This window comes from Candidatus Arcticimaribacter forsetii (assembly GCF_910589745.1).
GTDB lineage: Bacteria > Bacteroidota > Bacteroidia > Flavobacteriales > Flavobacteriaceae > Arcticimaribacter > Arcticimaribacter forsetii.
On the sequence record NZ_OU342399.1, the window covers coordinates 1,283,845 to 1,306,891 of the forward strand.

Annotated in this window: 20 protein-coding genes; 17 read left to right on the plus strand and 3 right to left on the minus strand. The window is 34.3% G+C overall.

The window, feature by feature from the left end:
* Window positions 1-13 precede the first annotated feature (13 nt).
* Complete coding sequence (locus NG655_RS05930; protein WP_252158418.1) at window positions 14-1,921, minus strand: protein-disulfide reductase DsbD family protein; 1,908 nt, start codon at window positions 1,919-1,921, stop codon at window positions 14-16.
* A 38-nt stretch (window positions 1,922-1,959) separates the two neighbouring features.
* Window positions 1,960-3,249: a tRNA lysidine(34) synthetase TilS gene (tilS, locus tag NG655_RS05935; RefSeq protein WP_252158419.1), complete on the minus strand. Its 1,290-nt coding sequence runs from the start codon at window positions 3,247-3,249 to the stop codon at window positions 1,960-1,962.
* A gap of 281 nt (window positions 3,250-3,530) precedes the next feature.
* Here tilS and NG655_RS05940 point away from each other — a divergent pair, with 281 nt between their 5' ends.
* The 15 genes from NG655_RS05940 to NG655_RS06010 all read left to right on the plus strand — a co-directional run bounded on the left by NG655_RS05940 (window position 3,531) and on the right by NG655_RS06010 (window position 17,404).
* Window positions 3,531-4,061 carry a GNAT family N-acetyltransferase gene (locus tag NG655_RS05940; protein ID WP_252158420.1) on the plus strand — a complete coding sequence of 177 codons (531 nt, stop codon included), beginning with the start codon at window positions 3,531-3,533 and terminating at the stop codon, window positions 4,059-4,061.
* Between the two features lie 30 nt (window positions 4,062-4,091).
* Window positions 4,092-5,279 (plus strand): argininosuccinate synthase, encoded by a 1,188-nt coding sequence (locus NG655_RS05945; RefSeq protein ID WP_252158421.1) that lies wholly within the window; start codon window positions 4,092-4,094, stop codon window positions 5,277-5,279.
* The gene (gene argC / locus NG655_RS05950) at window positions 5,279-6,253 is read left to right on the plus strand and encodes an N-acetyl-gamma-glutamyl-phosphate reductase (protein WP_252158422.1); all 975 of its coding nucleotides are present in this window, start codon (window positions 5,279-5,281) and stop codon (window positions 6,251-6,253) included. The genes NG655_RS05945 and argC overlap by 1 nt, the downstream gene beginning before the upstream one ends.
* Window positions 6,254-6,269: 16 nt before the next feature.
* The gene (gene proC / locus NG655_RS05955; RefSeq protein ID WP_252158423.1) at window positions 6,270-7,064 is read left to right on the plus strand and encodes a pyrroline-5-carboxylate reductase; all 795 of its coding nucleotides are present in this window, start codon (window positions 6,270-6,272) and stop codon (window positions 7,062-7,064) included.
* Between the two features lie 2 nt (window positions 7,065-7,066).
* Window positions 7,067-8,206, plus strand: coding sequence for an aspartate aminotransferase family protein (locus NG655_RS05960; RefSeq protein WP_252158424.1), 1,140 nt, complete (start codon window positions 7,067-7,069; stop codon window positions 8,204-8,206).
* A 3-nt stretch (window positions 8,207-8,209) separates the two neighbouring features.
* On the plus strand, window positions 8,210-9,157 hold the full coding sequence (locus NG655_RS05965) for an N-acetylornithine carbamoyltransferase (RefSeq protein ID WP_252158425.1): 948 nt from the start codon (window positions 8,210-8,212) through the stop codon (window positions 9,155-9,157).
* On the plus strand, window positions 9,150-9,923 hold the full coding sequence (gene argB, locus NG655_RS05970) for an acetylglutamate kinase (RefSeq protein WP_252158426.1): 774 nt from the start codon (window positions 9,150-9,152) through the stop codon (window positions 9,921-9,923). Before NG655_RS05965 ends, argB begins: the two co-directional genes overlap by 8 nt.
* 1 nt (window position 9,924) lies before the next feature.
* Entirely contained in the window at window positions 9,925-10,983 is a 1,059-nt protein-coding gene (locus NG655_RS05975; RefSeq protein ID WP_252158427.1) for a M20 family metallo-hydrolase, read from the plus strand.
* Window positions 10,980-12,260 carry an argininosuccinate lyase gene (gene argH, locus NG655_RS05980; RefSeq protein ID WP_252158428.1) on the plus strand — a complete coding sequence of 427 codons (1,281 nt, stop codon included), beginning with the start codon at window positions 10,980-10,982 and terminating at the stop codon, window positions 12,258-12,260. The genes NG655_RS05975 and argH overlap by 4 nt, the downstream gene beginning before the upstream one ends.
* Before the next feature lie 98 nt (window positions 12,261-12,358).
* Window positions 12,359-13,240, plus strand: coding sequence for an extracellular catalytic domain type 1 short-chain-length polyhydroxyalkanoate depolymerase (locus NG655_RS05985; RefSeq protein ID WP_252158429.1), 882 nt, complete (start codon window positions 12,359-12,361; stop codon window positions 13,238-13,240).
* A gap of 54 nt (window positions 13,241-13,294) precedes the next feature.
* The gene (locus NG655_RS05990) at window positions 13,295-13,750 is read left to right on the plus strand and encodes a GNAT family N-acetyltransferase (protein ID WP_252158430.1); all 456 of its coding nucleotides are present in this window, start codon (window positions 13,295-13,297) and stop codon (window positions 13,748-13,750) included.
* Between the two features lie 69 nt (window positions 13,751-13,819).
* Window positions 13,820-14,485, plus strand: a complete 666-nt coding sequence (locus NG655_RS05995; RefSeq protein ID WP_252158431.1) for an RluA family pseudouridine synthase — start codon at window positions 13,820-13,822, stop codon at window positions 14,483-14,485.
* A gap of 56 nt (window positions 14,486-14,541) precedes the next feature.
* Window positions 14,542-15,648, plus strand: a complete 1,107-nt coding sequence (locus NG655_RS06000; RefSeq protein ID WP_252158432.1) for a heparan-alpha-glucosaminide N-acetyltransferase domain-containing protein — start codon at window positions 14,542-14,544, stop codon at window positions 15,646-15,648.
* 5 nt (window positions 15,649-15,653) lie between these two features.
* Window positions 15,654-16,508, plus strand: coding sequence for a ThuA domain-containing protein (locus NG655_RS06005; RefSeq protein ID WP_252158433.1), 855 nt, complete (start codon window positions 15,654-15,656; stop codon window positions 16,506-16,508).
* A complete protein-coding gene (locus tag NG655_RS06010; protein ID WP_252158434.1) occupies window positions 16,508-17,404 on the plus strand; it encodes a haloalkane dehalogenase in 897 nt (298 codons plus the stop codon). The genes NG655_RS06005 and NG655_RS06010 overlap by 1 nt, the downstream gene beginning before the upstream one ends.
* A 10-nt stretch (window positions 17,405-17,414) precedes the next feature.
* Here NG655_RS06010 and lpdA read toward each other — a convergent pair whose 3' ends face one another.
* Window positions 17,415-18,815 (minus strand): dihydrolipoyl dehydrogenase, encoded by a 1,401-nt coding sequence (lpdA, locus tag NG655_RS06015; RefSeq protein ID WP_252158435.1) that lies wholly within the window; start codon window positions 18,813-18,815, stop codon window positions 17,415-17,417.
* 315 nt (window positions 18,816-19,130) lie between these two features.
* Here lpdA and nhaC point away from each other — a divergent pair, with 315 nt between their 5' ends.
* On the plus strand, window positions 19,131-20,576 hold the full coding sequence (gene nhaC / locus NG655_RS06020; RefSeq protein WP_252158436.1) for a Na+/H+ antiporter NhaC: 1,446 nt from the start codon (window positions 19,131-19,133) through the stop codon (window positions 20,574-20,576).
* Between the two features lie 142 nt (window positions 20,577-20,718).
* Window positions 20,719-22,923, plus strand: coding sequence for a catalase/peroxidase HPI (gene katG / locus NG655_RS06025; protein WP_252158437.1), 2,205 nt, complete (start codon window positions 20,719-20,721; stop codon window positions 22,921-22,923).
* Window positions 22,924-23,047 lie beyond the last annotated feature (124 nt).

Genomic DNA, 23,047 nt, shown 5'->3' on the forward strand with positions numbered 1-23,047 from the left:
TATCTCTTAAAAATTAATCTTTTAGAAGTCCATCCTTCAACCAGTAATAATAGGTATTCGCATCTGTGTATTGAATGGGACTGTTAAGAATTGTACCGTCTGCTTTCATTAATACATAAAAAGGCTGTGATGCGGTATTAAAATTTAAACTCTGAAATGCGGCCCACTTCTCCCCGATGGTATTAATTTTTTGTACCCGTCCATTGGGAAATTTAAAATTAAATTGATCGGACAACTCGAGCTCTTTCCTATCATCAATGTACAATGAAATTAAAACCACTTCCTCTTTCAATAGTTTGTATATTTTAGCTTGAGACCAAACATTTTCTTCAACTTTCCTGCAGTTTACACAAGCCCAGCCTGTGAAATCAAATAAAATCGGTTTTTTTGTTTCAAGAGAAACAGCTAAACCAGTTTCGTAATCTTTATAACATTCAAGACCAAGAGGGCAATCGTTTTCAGTTGAATTGATACTATAAAACTCAGGAGGCGGAAAACCACTTAACAACTTAAGCGTATTATTTTGAGAAAATAAGCCAAAGGATAAATATACCGTTAGTAATAAACTGAGGATTCCTCCAAATAATCTCCCTTTAGAAAGTTTTGTCTTTTGATCTTGAGGAAAACGGATAAGACCAAATAGATAAAGAGTTAGCCCCAATGAAAGCACGACCCAAATCCCAATGAACACCTCTCTTTTAAGGAGACCCCAATGGGAAACTAAATCCGCATTAGATAAGAATTTAAGAGCAAGTGCAAGTTCTAAAAATCCTAAAACAACTTTAACAGTTGTCATCCAACCACCAGATTTAGGAATCGAGTTTAAAGCATTCGGAAATAAAGCAAATAAAACAAACGGTAAAGCTAAAGCAAAACCAAAACCAAACATACCAAAAGTTAGTTGGGTTGCTCCCCCATCGGAAGTTAAACTACCTGCAAGTAAAGATCCTAGAATAGGGCCTGTACAAGAAAAAGAAACTATAGCGAGTGTAAGTGCCATAAAAAAGATTCCTAATCCTCCTTTTAAAGAAGTATTTGAATCTGTTGAATTCCCCCAACTACTAGGCAAGGTAAGTTCATAATATCCAAAAAACGAAAAAGCAAAGAATATGAAAATCAAAAAGAAGAAAATATTCAAAGGCACATTGGTAGCAATTGAATTTAAAACCTCAGGATTTAAAGAATCTAAAAAGTGAAATGGAAGGCTCAGTAACACGTAGATAAGAACAATAAAGAAACCGTATAAAAACGCATTAGAAACACCAGTTCTTAAACTATTACTTTGGTTCAGGAAGAAGGAAACCGTTAGGGGAATCATTGGAAAAACACAAGGAGTTAATAAAGCAATCAGACCCGATACAAATCCTAATAAAAATAATCTCAAAAAAGGAGATTCTTCATTAGAAGTAATCGAATTTTTCAAAAGTTCTTTATTCTTGAGTTTTAAAGTCAAGGCTGCTGAGCGTTTTAAATCATTTTCAGAAACTTCAATAGTTGGAGTTTTGACTTCTTCGCCTGTTAAAGAAACTACAAAAGGTTCCGTTCTAAAAATACACAAACGATCATCACAGGCTTGATAATTTATTTCACCAGACAACTGATTAATTGATTCATTTAATAGTTCAAAACGTTGAGTAAATGTTGCGTTCTTCTCATAATACGGCAACAAAATTTCAAAAATTTGATCGTACTCAACCTTAGGAGAACTTTGTTGCATTTCTCCGACAAGACGAATGTTTAATGAGTCTGTAAAGTAATTAAATTCAGTTGGCAAAGGACCATCTTCAAATTCCTCTAAGCTATAAAGATGCCAAATACCTTTTATTTCTGCTTCAAATTCTAAATCAAAAATAGATTCAGAAACTCTATTAATCTCAACATTCCAAACTACGGGTTCCTCATCTGATTGAGCGAAACTCATTAGGCTTAAGAGAGTTAGTAAAAAGAAATAATGTTTTTTCAAAAGCTTTTTAATATTAAAGGATTATTTGTCTCTGAATTACCTGCAAATCGAGCATCTACCCGATGTCCAACAACCCAAACAATTTGATCTTCGGAACACAAAACCCATTGGGTTTCTTTATCTAACAATGAAAATTTTTGGTCTTTAAAATATTTACTTAATTTTTTCTTACCCTTCATTCCTACAGGACAAAAATAATCCCCTTCTTTATACTTGCGAAGGATTAAAGGATATTTTAACAAATCTGCATTTAATAGCGCATACTTGTTTTTAGGTACAAATTCTGACTCTATTGAAATCTGGATAGGAGCTTTTAAATCATGTTCTGGAATCCATTTAATTTCTCTTGAAAGATCTGATTTTTCAATTGGAGTTAAAATAAGCTGTTCTCGATCTCGTATCAATCTATGCGTATTTGAAACTAAAAATTTCCCGCTTTGAGCCTGAATAAGAGACAATAAGTCAGTTACATTATTAAATCCATAGGGAGAAAAAAGTGCGTGTAAATAATAGTTTTGAGGCTTCAAACCTTGGAGAGATTCAAGCAAAATAGAAAGTTTATTTTTTGTTTTAATAAAATGTTTGTCCTGGAAGTCATTAATAATAACATTTAAAGCTTCCTGGGCCAAGCTCAGATTTTCAAAAGAGTTTGAAACTTGCTTCAATAAATTTTCATCCGTTTTTTTCCATTGTGGGATTACATGATGTCTTAGTTGATTCCTTAGATAATCATCTTTCTCATTAGAAGAATCCGCTCTCCATTCAATTTTATTTTCTTCAGCATAGGCATGAATCTCATCTTTGCTGAAAGGGAGTAACGGACGGATGATCTGATCGGTAGTAATTCCCCTTAACCCCTTCAAACCACTCCCTCTTCCCAAGTTAATTAAAAAAGTTTCTAATTGATCATCTAAATGATGAGCAGTTAAAACATGAGTGTAACCCAAGTTTTCTTGCAATTCATTAAACCAAGAATATCTAAGATCACGGGCGGCCATTTGAATTGAAATCTTATTATTTCTAGAATATTCGACTGTTTCAAATTTTTTAATATGAAAAGTAATCGAATTTAATTTGCATAAATCTGCACAAAATTTTGCATCCTGATCACTTGCGGTGGCACGTAAATTAAAATTACAATGGGCTACAGAAAAATCAATTTTAGACTTTAAAAGTAAGTCAAAAAGAACCCTACTATCAACACCTCCACTAAAAGCGAGAACTAAGTTTTGGTTTTTGAAGCCCTTAAAATTTTTGGCAATATGTAATTTAAATCTATCAATCACCCTACAAAAATACATGAAAGTAAATCAAATCGATTGTTTTTTGAGAAATTCGAAAAAATGAGATGTTCTTTGGTAGTCTTAATATATTTTGTGAAATTTGTAACATCTTATGAAAGAAAACTATACACATAACAACACACCCGCTGTTTTAACCAACAGTAGATTCCCGCGTGTTTACCGCTGTCGCCCTTTGGGGTATTTTTTCGTGTAGAAACTCAGGTGAGTCCGGTTTCAAAATCAACATCCATTTTTTTTTACAATTTCAACTTAATATTCCAATAATGAAAATCGTTATTGCCAGCACAGAACACATACATTTAGCAAAGACCATAAGTCTTTGTATCGATGAGTCCGCAAAAGACAGAGGAACCGGTATTGCAAGAAGAACACCTGAATATATTCATAAAAAAATGCAAAATGGGAATGCTGTCATTGCCCTAGAGGGAGATAAATTTGCGGGATTTTGTTATATCGAAGTTTGGGGACATGGAAAATATGTTGCTCATTCAGGTCTTATTGTCTCTCCTGAATTTAGAGGACAAGGTTTAGCAAAAAAAATTAAGAAAAAAGTTTTTGAACTATCACTAGAAAAATACCCTGGAGCAAAAATATTTGGAATAACAACAGGTCAAGCGGTAATGAAAATCAATTATGAGCTAGGTTACAAGCCAGTTCATTTTTCAGAGCTTACAGACGATCCTGAATTTTGGAATGGATGTCAAACTTGTAAAAACTATGATATTCTAACCCGGACTGAACGAAGTATGTGTTTATGTACGGGTATGCTTCATGATCCAAATGAAAAAAAATAAAGACTCAAAACACAACTTTAAAAATAATAAATGAAAAAATTAGTTCTCGCTTATAGTGGAGGTTTAGACACCTCATACTGCCTAAAAACACTTTCTAAAGAAGGCTACGAAGTTCATGCAGTTAGTGTGAATACTGGTGGTTTTTCGGAGCAAGAAATTATAGATCAAGAATCTAAAGCCATGCAAATGGGGGCTAGTACTTACACCTCAATAAACGCATTAGAATCGTTTTACCAAAAAATTGTAAAATATTTAGTTTTTGGAAATGTACTAAAAAATAACAGCTATCCATTATCTGTTAGTGCAGAACGTATTATACAAGCGGTTGAAATCATTTCCTATGCCAAAAAAATAGGAGCTCAATATATTGCCCATGGAAGTACGGGGGCTGGGAATGATCAGGTTCGTTTTGATTTAATTTTTCAAGTATTGGCTCCAGGAATTGAAATTATTACTCCAATTAGAGACCAACAACTCTCTAGGGAAGCAGAAATTGAATACCTAAAATCAGAGGGAATAGAACTCTCATGGGAGAAAGCACAATATTCAATTAATCAAGGTCTATGGGGAACTAGTGTTGGAGGTAGTGAAACACTTACATCACATCAAGCTTTACCTAGTTCAGCATATCCGAGTCAATTAGTGAAATCCGAATCAAAGAAAATTACACTTGATTTTGAAAAAGGAGAATTAAAAGGAATAGATGGAGTAAAAGGAAATTCGGTTGCCCTTATTCAACAATTACAAGAAATTGCAAAAGGTTATGCTATTGGAAGAGATATTCATGTAGGAGATACGATTATTGGGATAAAAGGACGCGTAGGTTTTGAAGCTGCAGCTCCTTTGATTATAATAAAAGCACATCATTTACTAGAAAAACATACCCTCTCGAAGTGGCAACAATTTCAAAAAGAACAGATGGGGAGTTTCTATGGTATGCAATTACATGAAGGAAATTATTTAGATCCCGTTATGAGAGATATTGAGTCTTTCCTGGAGAGTAGTCAAAAAACTGTAAACGGATCTGTAACCCTAACATTACATCCCTACCGTTTTGAGATGGAAGGAATCCAATCCCCGAACGATTTAATGAATGCTTCTTTTGGAAGTTATGGAGAAATGAATAAAGGCTGGACAGCAGATGACGCTAAAGGTTTTATAAAAATAACAGCAAACGCACATACCATTTATGGGAGTGTAAACAATAACGATATATAATGAAAACAGTAGGTATAATTGGTGGATCAGGGTATACAGGAGGAGAACTACTAAGACTTGTTCTGAATCATCCAGCACTTGAATTAAACTTTGTTTACAGTACAACAAGACCAGGTTTTGCAATAAGCGATACCCATCCAGATTTACTTGGAACAACTTCTATGAACTTTACAGATCAGGTGAATTTAGAAGTTGATGTAGTTTTTCTTTGCCTTGGTCATGGAAATTCTTCTAAATTTTTAGAGCAGAAAAGATTTTCTGACCAGACTATAATCATTGACTTAAGTAATGATTTTAGACTATCAAGCGATAGTGAATTTATGGGAAGAAAATTCATCTACGGCTTACCTGAACTTAATAAAGAAGCCATTGAACAAACAAATGCAATAGCAAATCCAGGATGTTTTGCAACCGCAATTCAATTAGCATTACTTCCTTTAGCAAAGGAAAATAAGCTTTCGAACAGTGTTCACATTAATGCAACTACTGGAAGTACTGGAGCGGGTGTTGGTCTTTCTGCAACTGCTCATTTTAGTTGGAGAAACAATAACGTATCCTGGTACAAACCCTTTACGCACCAGCATCTTGGAGAAATTAATGAAACCATTGAAACTCTTCAAGGGTCAAAACCTCAAATTCATTTTTTACCCCACCGAGGTGATTTTACCAGAGGAATTTTTGCTACGGCGTACACCTCATATCAAGGAACTTTGGAGGAAGCAAAGGAACTTTACAAAAACTATTATGCAAATGATCCTTTTACACATGTTTCAGAACAAGAAATTTCTTTAAAACAGGTCATAAACTCAAATAACTGCTTCATTCACTTACACTTGCATGAAGGCACTTTACTGGTTACATCAGTGATCGACAATTTAATTAAAGGAGCATCTGGACAAGCTATTCAAAATTTAAATTTAATTTTTGGATGGGAAGAAAAATTAGGACTAAACTTAAAAGGGTCTACTTTTTAAAACTAAATAAAACATAATGAAAATTGCAATTATAGGTACTGGGAATCTTGGTTTAAGCATCGCAAAAGGCTTAATTATTAATAATACAATCACAAAACTGTATCTTACAAAGAGAAATTTAAGTTCAATAGAAGAATACGGAGCTAATAAAAATGTGATACTAACTACGGATAATTCGGAAGCAATTACCAACTCTGATATTTTAATTTTTGCAGTTCAACCGGGTCAATTTGAAAACATACTTTCCTCTATAAAGCATTTGCTAACGGACAAGCATGTTATTATTTCTACAATAACTGGATTTAAAATTGAGCGAATTGAACGCATTATCGGTGCCGAGTTTCCAATAATTCGAAGCATGCCTAACACTGCAATATCTGTTGGTAAATCAATGACTTGCATTTGCTCTAATGAAGTTGGTAAAAAACGTATTGATATTGCGAGTGCAATCTTCAATGGATTGGGAACTTCGATTAAAATATCAGAGGAGAATATGCAAGCTGCCACAGTAATCTGTGCAAGTGGAATTGCATTTTGGATGCGATTAATTAGAGCCATGACTCAAGGTGGAGTTCAGCTAGGTTTTGAAGCAAAAGAAGCTATGGATATGGCAATGTATACTGCCTTAGGAGCAGCAACACTTTTGAATGAAAATAAGTCTCACCCAGAAGAGGAAATTGATAAAGTTACAACTCCAAGAGGATGTACTATTACAGGTTTAAATGAAATGGAACACCAGGGACTTAGCTCCTCGTTAATACAAGGGTTAACAGCATCATTTAATAAGATTAACGAAATCTCAACAGAATAAATATGAAGTTATTTGATGTTTACCCACTTTATGAAGTAACACCTGTAAAAGCAAAGGACGTTTATGTATACGATGAAAAAGGCACTGAATATCTAGACCTATATGGAGGACATGCTGTTATATCAATCGGTCATGGACATCCACATTACATCAAAAAAATAAAAGATCAGTTAGATAACATTGGTTTCTATTCAAATGCAATACAAAACCCTTTGCAACAAGAGCTTGCAGATGGTATTGGGTACCAATCTTGTTGCCATGATTACCAATTGTTTTTATGTAGTTCTGGTGCGGAAGCTATTGAAAATGCTTTAAAGCTTGCTTCTTTTCATACCGACAAAAAAAGAATTATAGCTTTTAAAAACGCATTTCACGGAAGAACCAGTGCAGCAGTTGCGGCAACAGACAATCCAAATATAAATGCACCTTTAAACAAACAACAGGCAGTTACTTTTATTGAATTTAATGATGCTAAAAGTCTTGAAGAAGAACTTCAAAAGGGAGATGTTTGTGCAGTAATTTTTGAAAGTATTCAAGGAGTTGGTGGATTAGATCAACCGACAGATGATTTTGTTTTAGAAATGAATCGTCTTTGTAAACACTATAATAGTTGTTTAATTGCAGACGAAGTTCAGTCCGGATTTGGAAGAACAGGAACCTTCTTTGCATATCAAAAATATGCTATAGAGCCAGACATTGTTACTATGGCCAAAGGGATGGGGAATGGATTTCCTATTGGAGGAATTTTAGTTCATCCTAACATCAAAGCTAAATACGGTATGTTAGGGACTACATTTGGTGGTAATCATCTAGCCTGTGCAGCCTCTATTGCAGTTTTGGAAGTTTTAGAAAAAGAAAACTTACAAGCGAAAGCGAAAGCTATGGAATCTTACTTTGTAGAACAAGCAAAAGAGATTCTGCAAGTGTCCAAAATAAAAGGACGTGGATTAATGTTAGGACTTGAATTTAACTTTGAAGTGGGTGATCTAAGAAAAACATTAATTTACGATAAAAAAATATTTACTGGAGGAAGTAGTAACAAGAAACTACTGAGAATTTTACCCCCCTTAACGGTCCAGAAAAAACATATTGACTATTTCTTTAAGAGTTTAAAAGAAGCACTTAAAGAACATAAAAACTAACAAATGAAAAATTTCATATCCCTTACTGACCTTCCAAATTTTGATGCTGCCTTAGAACTTGCTAAATCTCTAAAGGAGGATCCTTATGCATTCGAAAATCATGCAAAAAGGAAGACTTTAGGGTTAATATTTTTCAATCCAAGTTTAAGAACACGATTAAGCACCCAGAAAGCAGCTCAGAATTTAGGATTCGAAACCTTAGTAATGAATTTCTCAAACGAAGCTTGGGCTCTTGAATTTGAAGATGGAACAGAAATGCGAGGAATTCGTTCTGAACATGTTCGAGAAGCAGCAGCCGTTATTTCTCAGTATTGTGACGTTGTAGCAATTCGTGCTTTTGCTTCCCTTAATAACAAAGAACAAGACGAAGCAGAAATTGTTTTAAACAGTTTTGCTAACTACGCAAGTATTCCAGTAATCAATATGGAAAGTGCTACCGGTCACCCCCTACAAGCTCTGGCAGATGCATTAACTTTAGCAGAACATAAAACACTTCATAAACCAAAAGTTGTTTTGTCCTGGGCACCACATCCAAAAGCATTACCCCATGCGGTTGGTAATTCTTTTGTTAAAATGATGGAACATCAAGATGCAGAATTTGTAATAACAAACCCAGAAGGATATGATCTAGATCCTAGAATTACAAAAGATATTCCTGTGATTCATAATCAAGAAGAAGCTTTAAAAAATGCTGATTTTGTATATGCAAAAAACTGGTGCTCTTACTCAAATTATGGCTCTATACTCAGAACAGATGACGAATGGATGCTAACAGCTGACAAGATGAAATTAACAAATAATGCTAAATTTATGCATTGTCTTCCAGTACGAAGAAACATTGTAGTAGCTGATGGAGTTTTAGATAATTCTAACTCGCTGGTTATAGAACAAGCGAATAACAGAACTTATGCTGCACAAGCTGTTCTAAAAACAATAATCGATCATGTCTAAACTAAATATTGTAAAAGTTGGTGGAAATGTAATTGAAAACCCTAAAACGTTATTCCCATTTCTTCAAGAATTTGCAAAATTAGAAGGAAATAAAATCCTTGTTCATGGTGGGGGTAAAAAAGCTACACTTTGGGCTGAGCGTTTAGGTATTCCTGTACAAATGAATGATGGACGAAGAATTACTGATGCTGAAACTCTAGAGCTAATAACTGGAATTTACGGAGGTCAAGTTAATAAAAACATTGTTGCCCTACTCCAAGGGCTGGACTGTAATGCCATCGGATTATCAGGGGCAGATGGAAATGCGATTAGAGCTAAAAAAAGACCTGCAAAACCAATTGATTATGGGTTTGTTGGAGATGTTACATTGGTTAACTCTGCATTTTTTGTTAATTTATTAAAACAAAAATTAAGTCCAGTTTGTTGTGCATTAACTCATACAGGTTCCGGTCAAATCTTAAACACAAATGCAGACACGATTGCCTCAAAAATTGCAGTAGCACTAAGCACTAAATTTGAAGTAAACTTATTTTATTGTTTTGAAAAACCTGGGGTATTAGAATCTGTTGAGGAAGATGATTCCCTGATTGAACATATAGATTCAAAAAAATATAAAGAATTAAAAGAACACAAAATTATTCATGAAGGTATGCTACCGAAAATGAAAAATGCATTTGATGCACTTAATCAAGGAGTCTCAAAAGTAGCGATTGGAAAACCGGAAATGATTGGTGGAAAAATTAAACATACCTCATTAACACTATAAAATGAACGAAGTCTTAACCCAAGAAGCCTTAGCATTGTTAAAAGATTTAATTTCAATTCAATCTTTTTCAAGCGAAGAACAAGGAACAGCAGAAAGGATAGAAAAATGGTTTACAGACCATGACATTCCATTCATGCGTGAAAATAATAATGTTTACGCCTTCAATCATACGTTTGAAGAAGGTAAACCTACCCTACTTTTAAATTCACATCACGATACTGTAAAACCAAATAGTGCTTATACCAAAGATCCATTTCAACCCCATGTAGAAGATGGAAAACTCTATGGTTTAGGGAGTAACGATGCAGGAGGTCCACTCGTTTCACTGATTGCACTTTTTACACATTACTATGAACATCCTAACCCAAAATACAATCTCATTATCGCAGCTACTGCGGAGGAAGAAAGCTCTGGTCCTTTGGGGCTCAACTCTCTTTTAAAAACATTACCACCTATTGATGTTGCAATAGTGGGAGAACCTACCCTGATGCAACTAGCTGTAGCTGAGAAGGGTCTGGTTGTATTTGACGGAGTTATTTCTGGAACAGCAAGTCACGCTGCACATCCAAATGATGATAATCCAATCATGAAACTACCAGGAGTATTACAGTGGTTTAATGACTTTGAATTCGAAAAAGTATCAGATCAATTAGGACCTGTAAAAATGACCGTAACACAAGTAAGTGCTGGAAAACAACACAATGTAGTTCCTGCCGAAGTAAATTTGGTTATTGATGTTCGAGTGAATGACCGTTATACTAATCAAGAAATTGTTGATTTACTTCAAAAGGAAGCTCCTTGTAAATTAACGCCTAGATCAATAGATCTAAATTCCTCATCAATTCCTTTAGATCATGAATTGGTAACAACAGGAATAGAATTAGGAAGAAAACCATACGGATCTCCTACCCTATCAGATCAAGCAAAATTATCTTGTCCTTCCCTAAAACTTGGTCCTGGAGACTCGACAAGATCACATACCGCAAATGAATACATTCATGTCTCTGAAATTGAGGAGGGCATTTCTATATATATCAACTTATTGAATGAAATCTTATGAAACTTTGGCAAAAAGGTAACGCAGCACATCAAAAAGTAGATCATTTTACCGTTGGTAGTGATCGCGAATACGATTTATTACTAGCAGCATATGACTGTGAGGCATCTAGCGCTCATGCTCAAATGCTAGCTAAAATTGGACTTTTAACTAAGGAAGAAGCCAATTTAGTTACCCTTGCTTTAAATAATCTAAAAAAGAAAGCTCTAGAAGGGAGCTTTACGATAGAAGATGAATTTGAAGATATGCATTCTAAAATTGAACATGTTCTAACCGATCAATTAGGTGATTTAGGGAAAAAAATACACACTGCACGATCTCGAAATGATCAAGTTTTAGTTGCAATGCACTTATATCTAAAAAATGAAATTACTGGAATTAAAAAAACTGTAATTGAATTATTCGATCTTTTAATGAGTTTAGCAGAACAACATAAAAATGAATTAATCCCAGGTTACACCCATTTACAAGTAGCCATGCCATCTTCTTTTGGAATGTGGTTTTCTGCTTATGCCGAAAGTCTAATTGATGATGTTCAGTTTTTAAACACTGCATTTTGTTTAGTAGATCAAAATCCCCTAGGTAGTGCAGCAGGATATGGTAGTTCGTTTCCTATTGACAGAGAATATACTACTGAAGCATTGAACTTTGGAACTTTAAAATACAACTCCGTTGCAGCTCAAATGAGTCGTGGAAAAGTTGAAAAAACAACAGCTGTTGCACTAAGTATGGTGGGAAGTACACTTTCTAAATTTGCTATGGACGTTTGCTTATATATGGGGCAAGATTTCAATTTTGTATCCTTTCCAGATGATCTTACAACAGGTTCGAGTATAATGCCACATAAAAAAAATCCTGATATTTTTGAATTGATCCGAGGTAAGTGTAATGCTCTTCAAGCTTTACCAACCCAATTAACTTTACTAACAACAAATTTACCCTCCGGTTACCATAGGGAGTTACAACTTGCTAAAGGTCCAATAATTGATGGAATTCAAGAATTAAAAGCATGCTTAGATATGTTGTTGTTTAGTCTTCCAAAAATTGAAGTTTCAAAAAACATAACCGATCAATCTAAATATGATTACCTCTTTAGTGTTGATACATTGAATGCAAAAGTTCAAGATGGAATGCCTTTTAGAGATGCCTATAGAGAATTAGGAAATGCAATTGAAAATGGAGATTATGATCCAAACCGTTCAGTTGAACACACTCATTTAGGAAGTATTGGAAACTTAGGGTTAGAACAGATTAGAGAAAAAATGAATGGGTTACGTTAAGATTTAAATAAAAAATTCCTTCAAACAATTATTATTAAATTTATAAAAATACCTTTAGTGTAATTTAAATAAATTAAGATCCTTTAATAATAATTGTAATGAAAAAAAATATCGGTCTGCATTTACTTTTCTTGTTATTGACTGTTAGTTGTAGTTCAGACAATTATAAAGGGAATTTTAATGCATGTTTTTCAAATCAAAATCCAGAGACAATGCTACATTCTGGAGAAACAAGAGAATATATTCTCTACATTCCTAGTAGTTATAGAAGTTCTAATCCTGTACCCATGGTATTAAATTTTCATGGTTTTGGAGGAAGTGCTTCAGAGTACAGCAGTTATGCTGATATGCGAGAGGAGGCAGAAGCCAATTCTTTTATTTTAGTGTATCCACAAGGCAGTTGTCTGAACAATACATCACATTGGAACCCTTGTCCTGTTGGAGGTGATAATAAAAGTACAGCTGATGACCTTGGTTTTATTGATTCATTAATTTCAAAAATATCTAATGAATATTCAATAGATAATCAACGTGTTTACGCTGTTGGATATTCTAATGGCGGAATGATGGCTTATGGTTTAGCTAATTACAAAAGTAACCTTATAGCAGCAGTAGCTTCAGTTTCTGGAGTACAATTGAGTTGTGGAAGCTCTAATTCAAGTCCAATGCCTGTTGTACATCTTCATGGAACTTCTGATGATGTTATTCCATATGAGGGAAATAATGATTATAATTCCGCTCAAAGCGTTTTAGATTATTGGATTAATTTTAATAACACTGCAATCCAACCCGATGTAAATTCAGAAAGTACTGTAGAGCATTATATCTATAGTCAAGGGGATGACGGTGTTCGTGTAGAACATTTTAAATATATAGGAGGAGAACACATTTGGTTTAATACAAACTATCAGGGGAAAACTACCTCCCAGATCATATGGAATTTTGTTTCACGCTTTGACAGAAACGGATTACGTGATTGAACTATTCTAAATTAAATATTCTGATCTAATTTTAAAATAACTAAATAAAAAAAAATGGATAATTACACACTAAGGTTTGCCATAAAATCTGACTTAAATAATTTAGTTGGATTATGTGAAAGACATGCTGTTTTTGAGCAAAGTGAATACGATGCAACAAATAAAAAAGAACTATTGGATTCTCATTTATTCAAAAAAGATCCTAGTTTATTTTGTTTGGTTGTTGAACATAAAAAAGAACTGATTGGATATGCAACCTACATGAAACAATTTTCTACCTGGGATGCTGAATTTTATATTTATATGGACTGTTTGTTTATGGACGATAAATTTAGAGGCTTTGGAATAGGAGAAGAATTAGTGAATCGAATAAAAAAAGAAACAAAAGAAAATGGATGTTCACATATTCAGTGGCAAACACCAGAATTTAACAAACGTGCTATGAAGTTTTATGACCGAATAGGAGCTCAGTCTAAATCTAAAGCAAGATATTTTTTAGGATTAAAGTAAACAAGTTCAAGAATTAAATTAGATAGAATTGACTTTTTTGTATGAATATAAAGACAGATACCAAAGATGATGTTAGAAGTGATCCATGAAAACAAAGACCTAATAGTAGTAAATAAACAAAGTGGGTTGATCAGCGAGAAAAGTCCATTCGAAAAAATAACCGTAGAGGATCAAGTAAAAAATCATTTAACAAAAGTTAGAAAAAACCCGTTCATTGGAATCATTCATCGACTTGATCGAGTTACAAGTGGAGTACTAATTTTTGCAAAGAAAAAAAGTATACTCGTCAACTTCAATAAACTTTTCAGTACTAAAAAAGTTCAAAAAACCTATCTAGCAATTGTTGAAAAAGAACCCGAAATAAGGAAAGATGAATTGGTTAACTTCTTGTTTAAAAATAATTTAAAAAAGAAATCTGAAATTAAAAAAGTAAAATCAAAAGAAACCCAAGAAGCTATATTAACATATGAAGTTATTGATAAAAACGAGTTTGGATATTTACTTAAAATAAAGCCAAAAACAGGTCGTTTTCATCAAATAAGAGCACAACTATCCGATATGGGATGTCCTATAATTGGGGATGAAAAATATGGTGCTAACACAAAACACCTGCCTTTATCTATAGGTCTACATTCTTGGAAAATAAACTATAAAGATCCAAAATCAATGGAATTTATAAGCTTTGAAGCACCACTTCCAAAAAACAAATATTGGAATTTTAATTCCATTAAATAAAAGCTAAAAAGCTCCATCGTTAGGAAGTACGGATACTATTCATTTCATTTGTAGTTGTGAAAACTAAACTACAACCAATTCAAAGACTCTATTTTTTAGATGCCCTGAGAGCATTTGCTATTTTAATGATGCTTCAAGGACATTTTATAAGTGGCATTCTTGATCCCATTTATATAAATTCTGACAACTACTTATACTCTTTTTGGCTTTATTGTAGAGGATTTACAGGGCCTGTTTTTTTTACGGTTACTGGATGGGTTGTTTATTTCTTACTTCTTAAAAATCCAATTCAAGGTTTTCATAATCCTAGAATAAAAAAAGGATTGAAACGAGGGATTGAATTAATCCTGTGGGGATATCTTTTGAGATTAAATTTGCCAATGTTGATTCAGGGAAAGCTGAACCATTCTTTTTTAATGCCAGATGTACTTCAAATCATAGGCTTAGGATTGATATTCACTGTAACATCGTATGCTTTGTTTAGTTATTTGAAAAAGGGAGTTGCTTTATTTTTTTTAGGAATAACACTGATTATTTTCTTTACACAACCCCTTTATGTAGATATAAAATTTGATCACCTTAGCCCTTTCCTTGCGGCATATTTAACTAAAGCAAATGGAGGAGTTTTTTATATTTTCCCTTGGTTAGGATATGTAAGTTTTGGAGCTTTTATAGCGGTTTTATTTGGGAATGAACCTAAGCATTTTTTTTATAAAAGTTTGTGTTTTGCAATTTTTGGATTTCTTCTAATTAAAAAATCTTCTGATTTATTTATTTGGGTTTATGAACAGACAAATTGGTTGTTATTGAACAAGGTTGCATACAATAATTTCCTTTTTATTAGACTGGGCGATGTCTTTATTCTAATTGCAATTTTCATGTCACTAAACCTCATTTTCTCCAAAGGTTTTTGGGTTTGGATCGGACAAAAAACATTGACAATATACATCGTACACTATTTTATATTGTACGGCAGCCTTTATGGTATTGGAATTTATAAATACTATAAATATTCAGGCACAATAACCGAGAGTACTATTAGCGCTATCTTGTTTACCATAACTTGTTTATTTATAACATTTTATATACACAAGTATAGAAGTAGATTATTTTTTATACTTTGGAGTAAATTAAATCTAAAGCAAAAACCTCCGTATAATTAGCTTTTATGAAAAAAAGATATTTTGCAATAATTGTAATCATAGTATTCTATTTCATTGCAAGAATGCAACTATCTAAGACCATAAAAGAAACAAATAATTCTCCCTTTGTAGAATTAAATCTTGATACACTGAATTTAAATATTTTAGTTTACTCGAAAGCAAACGGATGGTATCATGAAGAAGCAATTCCAGCTGCAAAAGAAATGCTTTCATCCCTCGCTAAAGAGAACAATTGGGTCATTACTTTCCTAGATGATGCTTCAATTTACAATTCGAACCAACTCAAACTTTTTGATATTGTTTTATGGAATAACGTTACTGGATCTACACTTAATGAAGAGCAACGTCTTAATTTCAAAAAATACATCGAACAAGGAGGTAGCTTTATAGGTATTCATGGCTCTGGTGATAATTCCGGAACTTGGGATTGGTATTATGATGAAGTTATTAACGCTCGTTTTTCACATCATCCTATGGTTCCGCAATATCAAATAGGTGTTTTAAATAAAGAATGCCCTCCCGGCTTTCCAAAATGCGACACACTTATTAGTCAATGGAATCAAGAAGAAGAATGGTATGTGTTTTATGAAAGTCCTAGAAAAAAAGGTGCTAAAATCCTTTATACCCTCGATGAAACAAATTTAGTTATGAGCGGTGTTTTGGAAGATGGAACCTTAGCAGATAAAGACTTTGGAATGGCTGAAGATCATCCAATAGTATGGTATAACTGCATAAAAAAAGGGAAGGTATTTTACTCTGCATTGGGTCATAAATCAGAATATTACCAAAATTTACACTACAAACAACTTTTAAAAGAAGTTATAAATTGGGCTGGAAATCCTGCAATAAAATGTGAATAATGAACGTATTGAGAACCCCTGAAACTGCATTTGAAAATCTTAAAGATTATTCATTTAAAGCTAACTATCATCAAATAAATTCTGAATTAAGAATGCATTATTTAGATGAAGGAAATCCAGATGGCCCAATTATTTTACTTCTCCACGGAGAACCAAGTTGGTCTTATTTATATAGAACAATGATTCCGACTTTAGTACATTCTGGATTCCGAGTTATTGCACCTGATTTAATTGGTTTTGGAAAATCAGATAAACCATCGGAACAAACCGATTATAGCTATGCAAGTCATATAAAATGGACACATGCTTTATTAGATCATCTAGAATTAAAAAACATAAATATCTTTATTCAAGATTGGGGTGGTCTCATTGGTTTACGCTTATTGACTGCAAACCCTAATAATTTCACATCTGTAGTTGCGGGAAACACAATGCTTCCTACAGGAAGCGTAAGCCCACCTCAGGCATTTTTAGATTGGCAAAACTTTGCAGCTAATAGTCCAGAATTTGATGTAGCAACTGTTATTCAAATGGCAACAACAACAGATTTATCCAAGGAGGTATTAGCAGCATACAATGCGCCGTTTCCCGATGATAGTTTCAAAGCAGGTGCCAGAGTTTTTCCAGCACTGGTTCCCACCACTGAACAAAATCCTGAATGTGAAAACAACAAAAATGCATGGAAAATATTGACCCAATGGAAAAAACCTTTTTTAACACTTTTTAGTGATCAAGATCCCATCACTAAGGGTGGAGATAAAGTATTTCAGAAACTGGTGCCGGGAACTAAAGACCAGGAACATAAAACCATCAAAGGTGGGCATTTTCTACAAGAAGATGCGGGACCAGAAATAGCAGAACTCATGGTCAAGTTCTATAAAAAAAATAAAATCTAAAAGATTTATTTTAGATATGTAGCGGGCGATTTTCAGTTGCAGCTAGTGCCGCTTCCTTAACTGCTTCAGCATATGTTGGATGCGCATGACTCATACGAGCAATATCCTCTGCTGAGGCTCTAAATTCCATTGCAGTGACTGCCTCAGAAATTAAATCAGCAACTCGAGCACCAACCATATGTACACCTAACACTTCGTCTGTTGCTGCATCAGCTAGAATTTTAACAAAACCATCGGTATCCATACTTGCCCGTGCACGACCTAAAGCTCGCATAGGGAATTGTCCACTTTTATATTGAACACCTGCTTCCTTAAGTTGTTCTTCAGTTTTTCCAACAGATGCAACTTCTGGCCATGTATAAATTACATTAGGTATTAAGTTATAATCAATATGTGGTTTCTGACCTGCTAAAAATTCAGCAACTAACACACCTTCTTCTTCAGCTTTATGAGCAAGCATAGTTCCTCGAACTACATCACCAATAGCATAAATATTAGAAGCTGTTGTTTGCAAATGATCATTTACTTCTACTTGTCCGCGTTCATTTAATTGAACTCTAGCAGCTTCTGCATTTAGACCAGCAGTGTATGGTTTTCTACCCACAGAAACTAGGCAATAATCTCCTTCAAAAGAAACTTCTGCTCCTTTTTTGTCTGTTGCAGTAATTTGAACTGTATCACCAGTTCGTTCAACCTTATTTACTCCATGAGATAAATAAAATTTAACTCCTTGTTTTTTCAAAACTTTTGTCAATTCACGAGAGCAAGCACTATCCATTGCAGGTGTAATTCGATCTGCATATTCAATTACGGAAACTTCAGCACCTAACCTTTTATATACTTGTCCTAACTCAAGGCCAATTACTCCCCCTCCAATAACAACAAGGTGTTTAGGGATTTCTTTAAGCTCTAATGCTTCTGTAGAAGTAATAACTCGTTCTTTATCTATTGTAATAAAAGGTAGAGAGCCTGGCTTAGAACCTGTTGCAATTATCGTGTTCTTTGCTTCTATTGTTTCTTTGTTCTCACCATCTACTAGAATATGGGTATCATCCACAAAACTTCCTAAACCTTGGAAAACTGTAATCTTATTTTTATCCATTAAAAACTCGATTCCTTTCGTAGTTTGCTCAACAACTGAACGTTTACGCCCAATCATTTTTTCAAAGTTTATGTTTATGTCTCCAGGAATTTCAATCCCATGGGTATCGAAATGCTTAATAGCGTCTTCATAATGATGTGAAGAATCTAGAAGTGTTTTAGAAGGTATACATCCAACATTTAAACAGGTACCTCCAAGGGTACTATACTTTTCTATTAAAGCTGTTTTCATTCCTAACTGTGCACAACGAATTGCAGCTACATAACCACCTGGTCCTGATCCAATTACAGCAACATCAAATTTACTCATCATTTATTTTTTAAAAATTGCAATGCAAAAATACAAATGTTTCTCTCACTACCCTAGTATTTGATTTTTGTTCTTTTAAAAAAAATGTTAAATAATTTATTTATCAATTAAATCATAGAATTTGATGAACATTTCTTCAAACCTAAATCTTTATTTATGAAATCATTTATTTTGTTCTTTGCAATAATACATAGTGCGATAAGCCTTGAATTCTTCCAACTCTAAAACCTGTATGGAGTAGCTATGAAATTAGTTTGACAATTCAGTTTTAGTAAGCTATAAAAAAGTTGTATTATTACATTTAATATATTTTTAATGCAACAAGAAAATCAATCTTCTATTACTCTCAGGGGTGCTTTGATCCCGGTAATTATTTTAGTTCTTCTATTATCGTTTAATGTAACCATCTTCGGGGATGATGCTCTTGGGGGTTCCAATCAATTCATATTATTAATTGGTGCAGCTGTGGCAGCTATTGTTGGTTTTAAAAATAAAATAACCTACGAATCTATGCTGGATGCAATTGGTTCAAACTTAAAATCAACAACGGGTGCGATATTAATTTTGTTGTTTGTTGGAGCTCTAGCTGGAACCTGGTTATTAAGTGGAATTATACCTGCAATGATCTATTATGGATTACAAATCTTACATCCAAGTATATTTTTACCAGCCTGTATCATTATCTGTGCTATAATCTCGATAGCAACAGGGAGTAGTTGGACTACATCTGCAACTGTTGGAATAGCGTTAATTGGAATTGGACGCGCTTTAGAAATCCCTGTTGGAATGGTAGCAGGGGCTGTAATATCTGGAGCCTATTTTGGAGATAAATTATCTCCATTAAGTGATACAACTAATCTAGCTCCTGCTATGGCTGGATCAGATTTATTTACTCACATTAAATATATGACTCACACTACAATACCAAGTATTGTAATTACAATGGTTGTTTTTTTAATTCTTGGATTCTTTCAAAACACTTCAGGAGCAGCAGATACAGATGTTTTACTAACGAGCATTAAAGAGCGTTTCACTATAAATTTAGGCTTATTTATTGTTCCCATATTGGTTATTGTTTTAATCATAAAAAAAACACCTCCTCTAGCAGCACTACTTGCGGGGACTCTTTTGGGAGGTATTTTTGCTTTAATTTTTCAACCTGATATTGTGACTAAGATTGCAGGTTCAGAAACCTTAACTATAAGCAGTGGTTATCAAGGGGTCATGAATGCGATTACCAGTGATATAAGCATCACTACAAACAATGAGTTATTGAATGACTTATTTAGCTCGGGCGGAATGAAAGGAATGCTAGGAACTATATGGCTGATTATTTGTGCTATGGTTTTTGGTGGTATCATGGACGCAATAGGAGGATTAAAAAAGTTAAGTAATGCCTTGTTGTCCGTTGCAGAGTCTACCTTTCAATTATTTGCGAGTACAGCAGCATCCTGTGTAGTTATTAACCTTACAGCTTCGGATCAATATTTATCGATTGTTCTTCCTGGAAAAATGTTTAACAAAGCATTCGAAGACAAAAACTTAGCGCCAGAAAACCTGAGTAGAACCTTAGAGGATTCAGGAACAGTTACTTCTGTATTAATCCCATGGAATACCTGTGGAGCATATCAGTCAGGTGTGCTAGGAGTTGGTGTTGGAGAGTATTTTATTTATGCCATTTTTAATTGGCTGAGTCCGTTTATGACTTTAATTTACGCTTATTTTGGGATTAAAATCAAAAAAATAACAACAGTCAAATAGTCATAGGTTACTAGAGATTTACTGTATTTTAATCCTTTATATATGCTTCATAAGTTTTTCTTATGTTTCTGTAATTATATTAAATGAAAAACTAAGAATGAACTCATTTATATTTTGTTATTTTAAACTTTAAAATTATATCATGGAACATTTAGGTAATGGAGAAGGGAAATGTCCTTTTGCTCCAGCAGAACAAAGACACACAACAGCTGCCGCTTTATCAAATTCAGATTGGTGGCCAGAGCAATTAAACTTAAAAATATTACATCAAAACGCTCCTGTAACAAATCCAATGGGTTCAGATTTTGATTATGCTAAAGAATTTAGTAGCCTAGATTTGGCTTCTGTTAAAAAAGATTTAAATGATTTAATGACGGATTCCCAAGACTGGTGGCCAGCAGATTATGGTCATTATGGTCCGTTTTTTATTCGCATGGCATGGCATAGTGCAGGAACATACCGAGTTTCTGACGGACGTGGTGGTGCGTCTGCAGGGACTTTACGTTTCGCACCTTTGAACAGCTGGCCAGATAACGGAAATCTTGATAAAGCAAGACGTTTACTATGGCCAATAAAAAAGAAATATGGTAAAAAATTATCTTGGGCGGATTTAATGATCCTTACAGGAAATGTTGCATTGGAATCAATGGGCTTCAAAACATTTGGTTTTGGGGGTGGTCGTGAAGATGTTTGGGAGCCAGAAGGAGATATATTCTGGGGACCAGAAACTGAATGGTTAGGTGACCAACGTTATTCGGGTGATCGCGAACTTGCAAATCCACTAGGTGCAGTTCAAATGGGATTAATTTACGTGAACCCAGAAGGACCAAACGGAAAGCCAGATCCTATTGCTTCGGCTAGAGATATCCGTGAAACTTTTGCACGAATGGCAATGAATGATGAAGAAACTGTTGCTTTAGTAGCTGGTGGGCATACATTTGGAAAAACACACGGAGCTGGTGACCCTGATCATGTAGGACCAGAACCAGAAGGATCAAGTATGGAAAACCAAGGTTTTGGTTGGATTAACAGCTTTGGTTCCGGTAAGGGTGGAGACACAATTACAAGTGGACTTGAAGGAGCTTGGACTCCTACTCCAACTACTTGGGATAATAGTTATTTTGATACCTTATTTGGATACGAATGGGAATTAACTCATAGTCCTGCTGGAGCGCAACAATGGGCACCAAAAGATGGTGCAGGATCTGATACAGTTCCTGATGCACATGATCCTAATAAAAAGCATGCGCCAATGATGGCGACTACAGATATTGCATTAATTAAAGATCCTGCATATTTAGAAATTTCTAAACGTTTTCATGAAAATCCTAACGAATTTGCAGATGCTTTTGCTCGTGCTTGGTATAAATTAACTCACCGTGACATGGGGCCTATCTCTAGATTCCTTGGCTCAGAAGTACCTTCAGAAGCATTAATATGGCAAGACCCTGTTCCTGCTGTAGATCATGAATTAGTAAATGAAGCTGATGTTGCTGCATTAAAAGCAACCGTATTAGATTCAGGTTTGAGTATTTCTCAATTAGTTAAAACTGCATGGGCTTCAGCATCAACATATAGAGGCACAGATAAACGTGGTGGAGCAAACGGAGCACGAATTAACTTAGCACCTCAAAAGGATTGGGCTGCAAATGACCCAGCTCATTTAGCTAAAGTCATTTCAGTACTAGAAGGAATTCAAAACAATTTTAACTCAAGTAATGGAAGTAAGAAAATTTCACTTGCCGATTTAATTGTTTTAGCGGGTGACGCAGCAGTAGAAGCTGCTGCTAAAAAAGCTGGACATGAAGTTTCCATTCCATTCCACGCGGGTAGAACAGACGCAACTCAAGAAAATACTGATGTTGATGCACTTGCTGTACTAGAACCAAAAGCAGATGGGTTTAGAAATTATCTTGCAGCTGGAAACGATCGTCATGCAGAAGAGTTATTATTAGACAAAGCACATTTGTTAACACTAACTGCTCCTGAAATGACCGTTTTAGTTGGAGGATTAAGAGTCCTAGATGCCAATGCAAAAGGTGCTGCTCATGGGGTATTTACTAAAAATAAAGAAACATTAACAAATGACTTTTTTGTTAATTTATACGATATGGACACAAAGTGGGTTCCAACTTCTGATGATAAAGTAACATTTGAAGGAAGAGACAGATCCAGTGGAGAAGTTAAATGGATCGGTACAAGAGCAGATTTAGTTTTTGGATCTAACTCACAACTTCGTGCTTTAGGTGAGGTTTACGCCTGTGAAGATGCCGCTGACAAATTTGCACATGACTTTGTAGCAGCATGGACAAAGGTAATGCACCTTGATCGCTTTGATTTAGATTAATCAAAGCATTTTTGATTATTTTTTAGTAACATTTTGAATTAAATAATTTCCCCTCGTGGGAAATTATTTTTTTAAGACCGTTCCTAAAATTTCAAACCATTATTACAAGCATTATTTGTAAGTT

Bases quoted from the DNA above. Each gene is read 5' to 3' on its own strand.
- NG655_RS05990 (WP_252158430.1), top strand. From the start codon at position 13,295: ATGGATAATTACACACTAAGGTTTGCCATAAAATCTGACTTAAATAAT.
- NG655_RS05960 (WP_252158424.1), top strand. From the start codon at position 7,067: ATGAAGTTATTTGATGTTTACCCACTTTATGAAGTAACACCTGTAAAA.
- proC (WP_252158423.1), top strand. From the start codon at position 6,270: ATGAAAATTGCAATTATAGGTACTGGGAATCTTGGTTTAAGCATCGCA.
- NG655_RS05965 (WP_252158425.1), top strand. From the start codon at position 8,210: ATGAAAAATTTCATATCCCTTACTGACCTTCCAAATTTTGATGCTGCC.
- NG655_RS05945 (WP_252158421.1), top strand. From the start codon at position 4,092: ATGAAAAAATTAGTTCTCGCTTATAGTGGAGGTTTAGACACCTCATAC.
- argH (WP_252158428.1), top strand. From the start codon at position 10,980: ATGAAACTTTGGCAAAAAGGTAACGCAGCACATCAAAAAGTAGATCAT.
- NG655_RS05930 (WP_252158418.1), bottom strand. From the start codon at position 1,921: ATGAGTTTCGCTCAATCAGATGAGGAACCCGTAGTTTGGAATGTTGAG.
- argC (WP_252158422.1), top strand. From the start codon at position 5,279: ATGAAAACAGTAGGTATAATTGGTGGATCAGGGTATACAGGAGGAGAA.
- NG655_RS06005 (WP_252158433.1), top strand. From the start codon at position 15,654: ATGAAAAAAAGATATTTTGCAATAATTGTAATCATAGTATTCTATTTC.
- NG655_RS05995 (WP_252158431.1), top strand. From the start codon at position 13,820: ATGTTAGAAGTGATCCATGAAAACAAAGACCTAATAGTAGTAAATAAA.
- nhaC (WP_252158436.1), top strand. From the start codon at position 19,131: ATGCAACAAGAAAATCAATCTTCTATTACTCTCAGGGGTGCTTTGATC.
- NG655_RS05975 (WP_252158427.1), top strand. From the start codon at position 9,925: ATGAACGAAGTCTTAACCCAAGAAGCCTTAGCATTGTTAAAAGATTTA.
- katG (WP_252158437.1), top strand. From the start codon at position 20,719: ATGGAACATTTAGGTAATGGAGAAGGGAAATGTCCTTTTGCTCCAGCA.
- lpdA (WP_252158435.1), bottom strand. From the start codon at position 18,815: ATGAGTAAATTTGATGTTGCTGTAATTGGATCAGGACCAGGTGGTTAT.
- NG655_RS05940 (WP_252158420.1), top strand. From the start codon at position 3,531: ATGAAAATCGTTATTGCCAGCACAGAACACATACATTTAGCAAAGACC.
- argB (WP_252158426.1), top strand. From the start codon at position 9,150: ATGTCTAAACTAAATATTGTAAAAGTTGGTGGAAATGTAATTGAAAAC.
- NG655_RS05985 (WP_252158429.1), top strand. From the start codon at position 12,359: ATGAAAAAAAATATCGGTCTGCATTTACTTTTCTTGTTATTGACTGTT.
- NG655_RS06010 (WP_252158434.1), top strand. From the start codon at position 16,508: ATGAACGTATTGAGAACCCCTGAAACTGCATTTGAAAATCTTAAAGAT.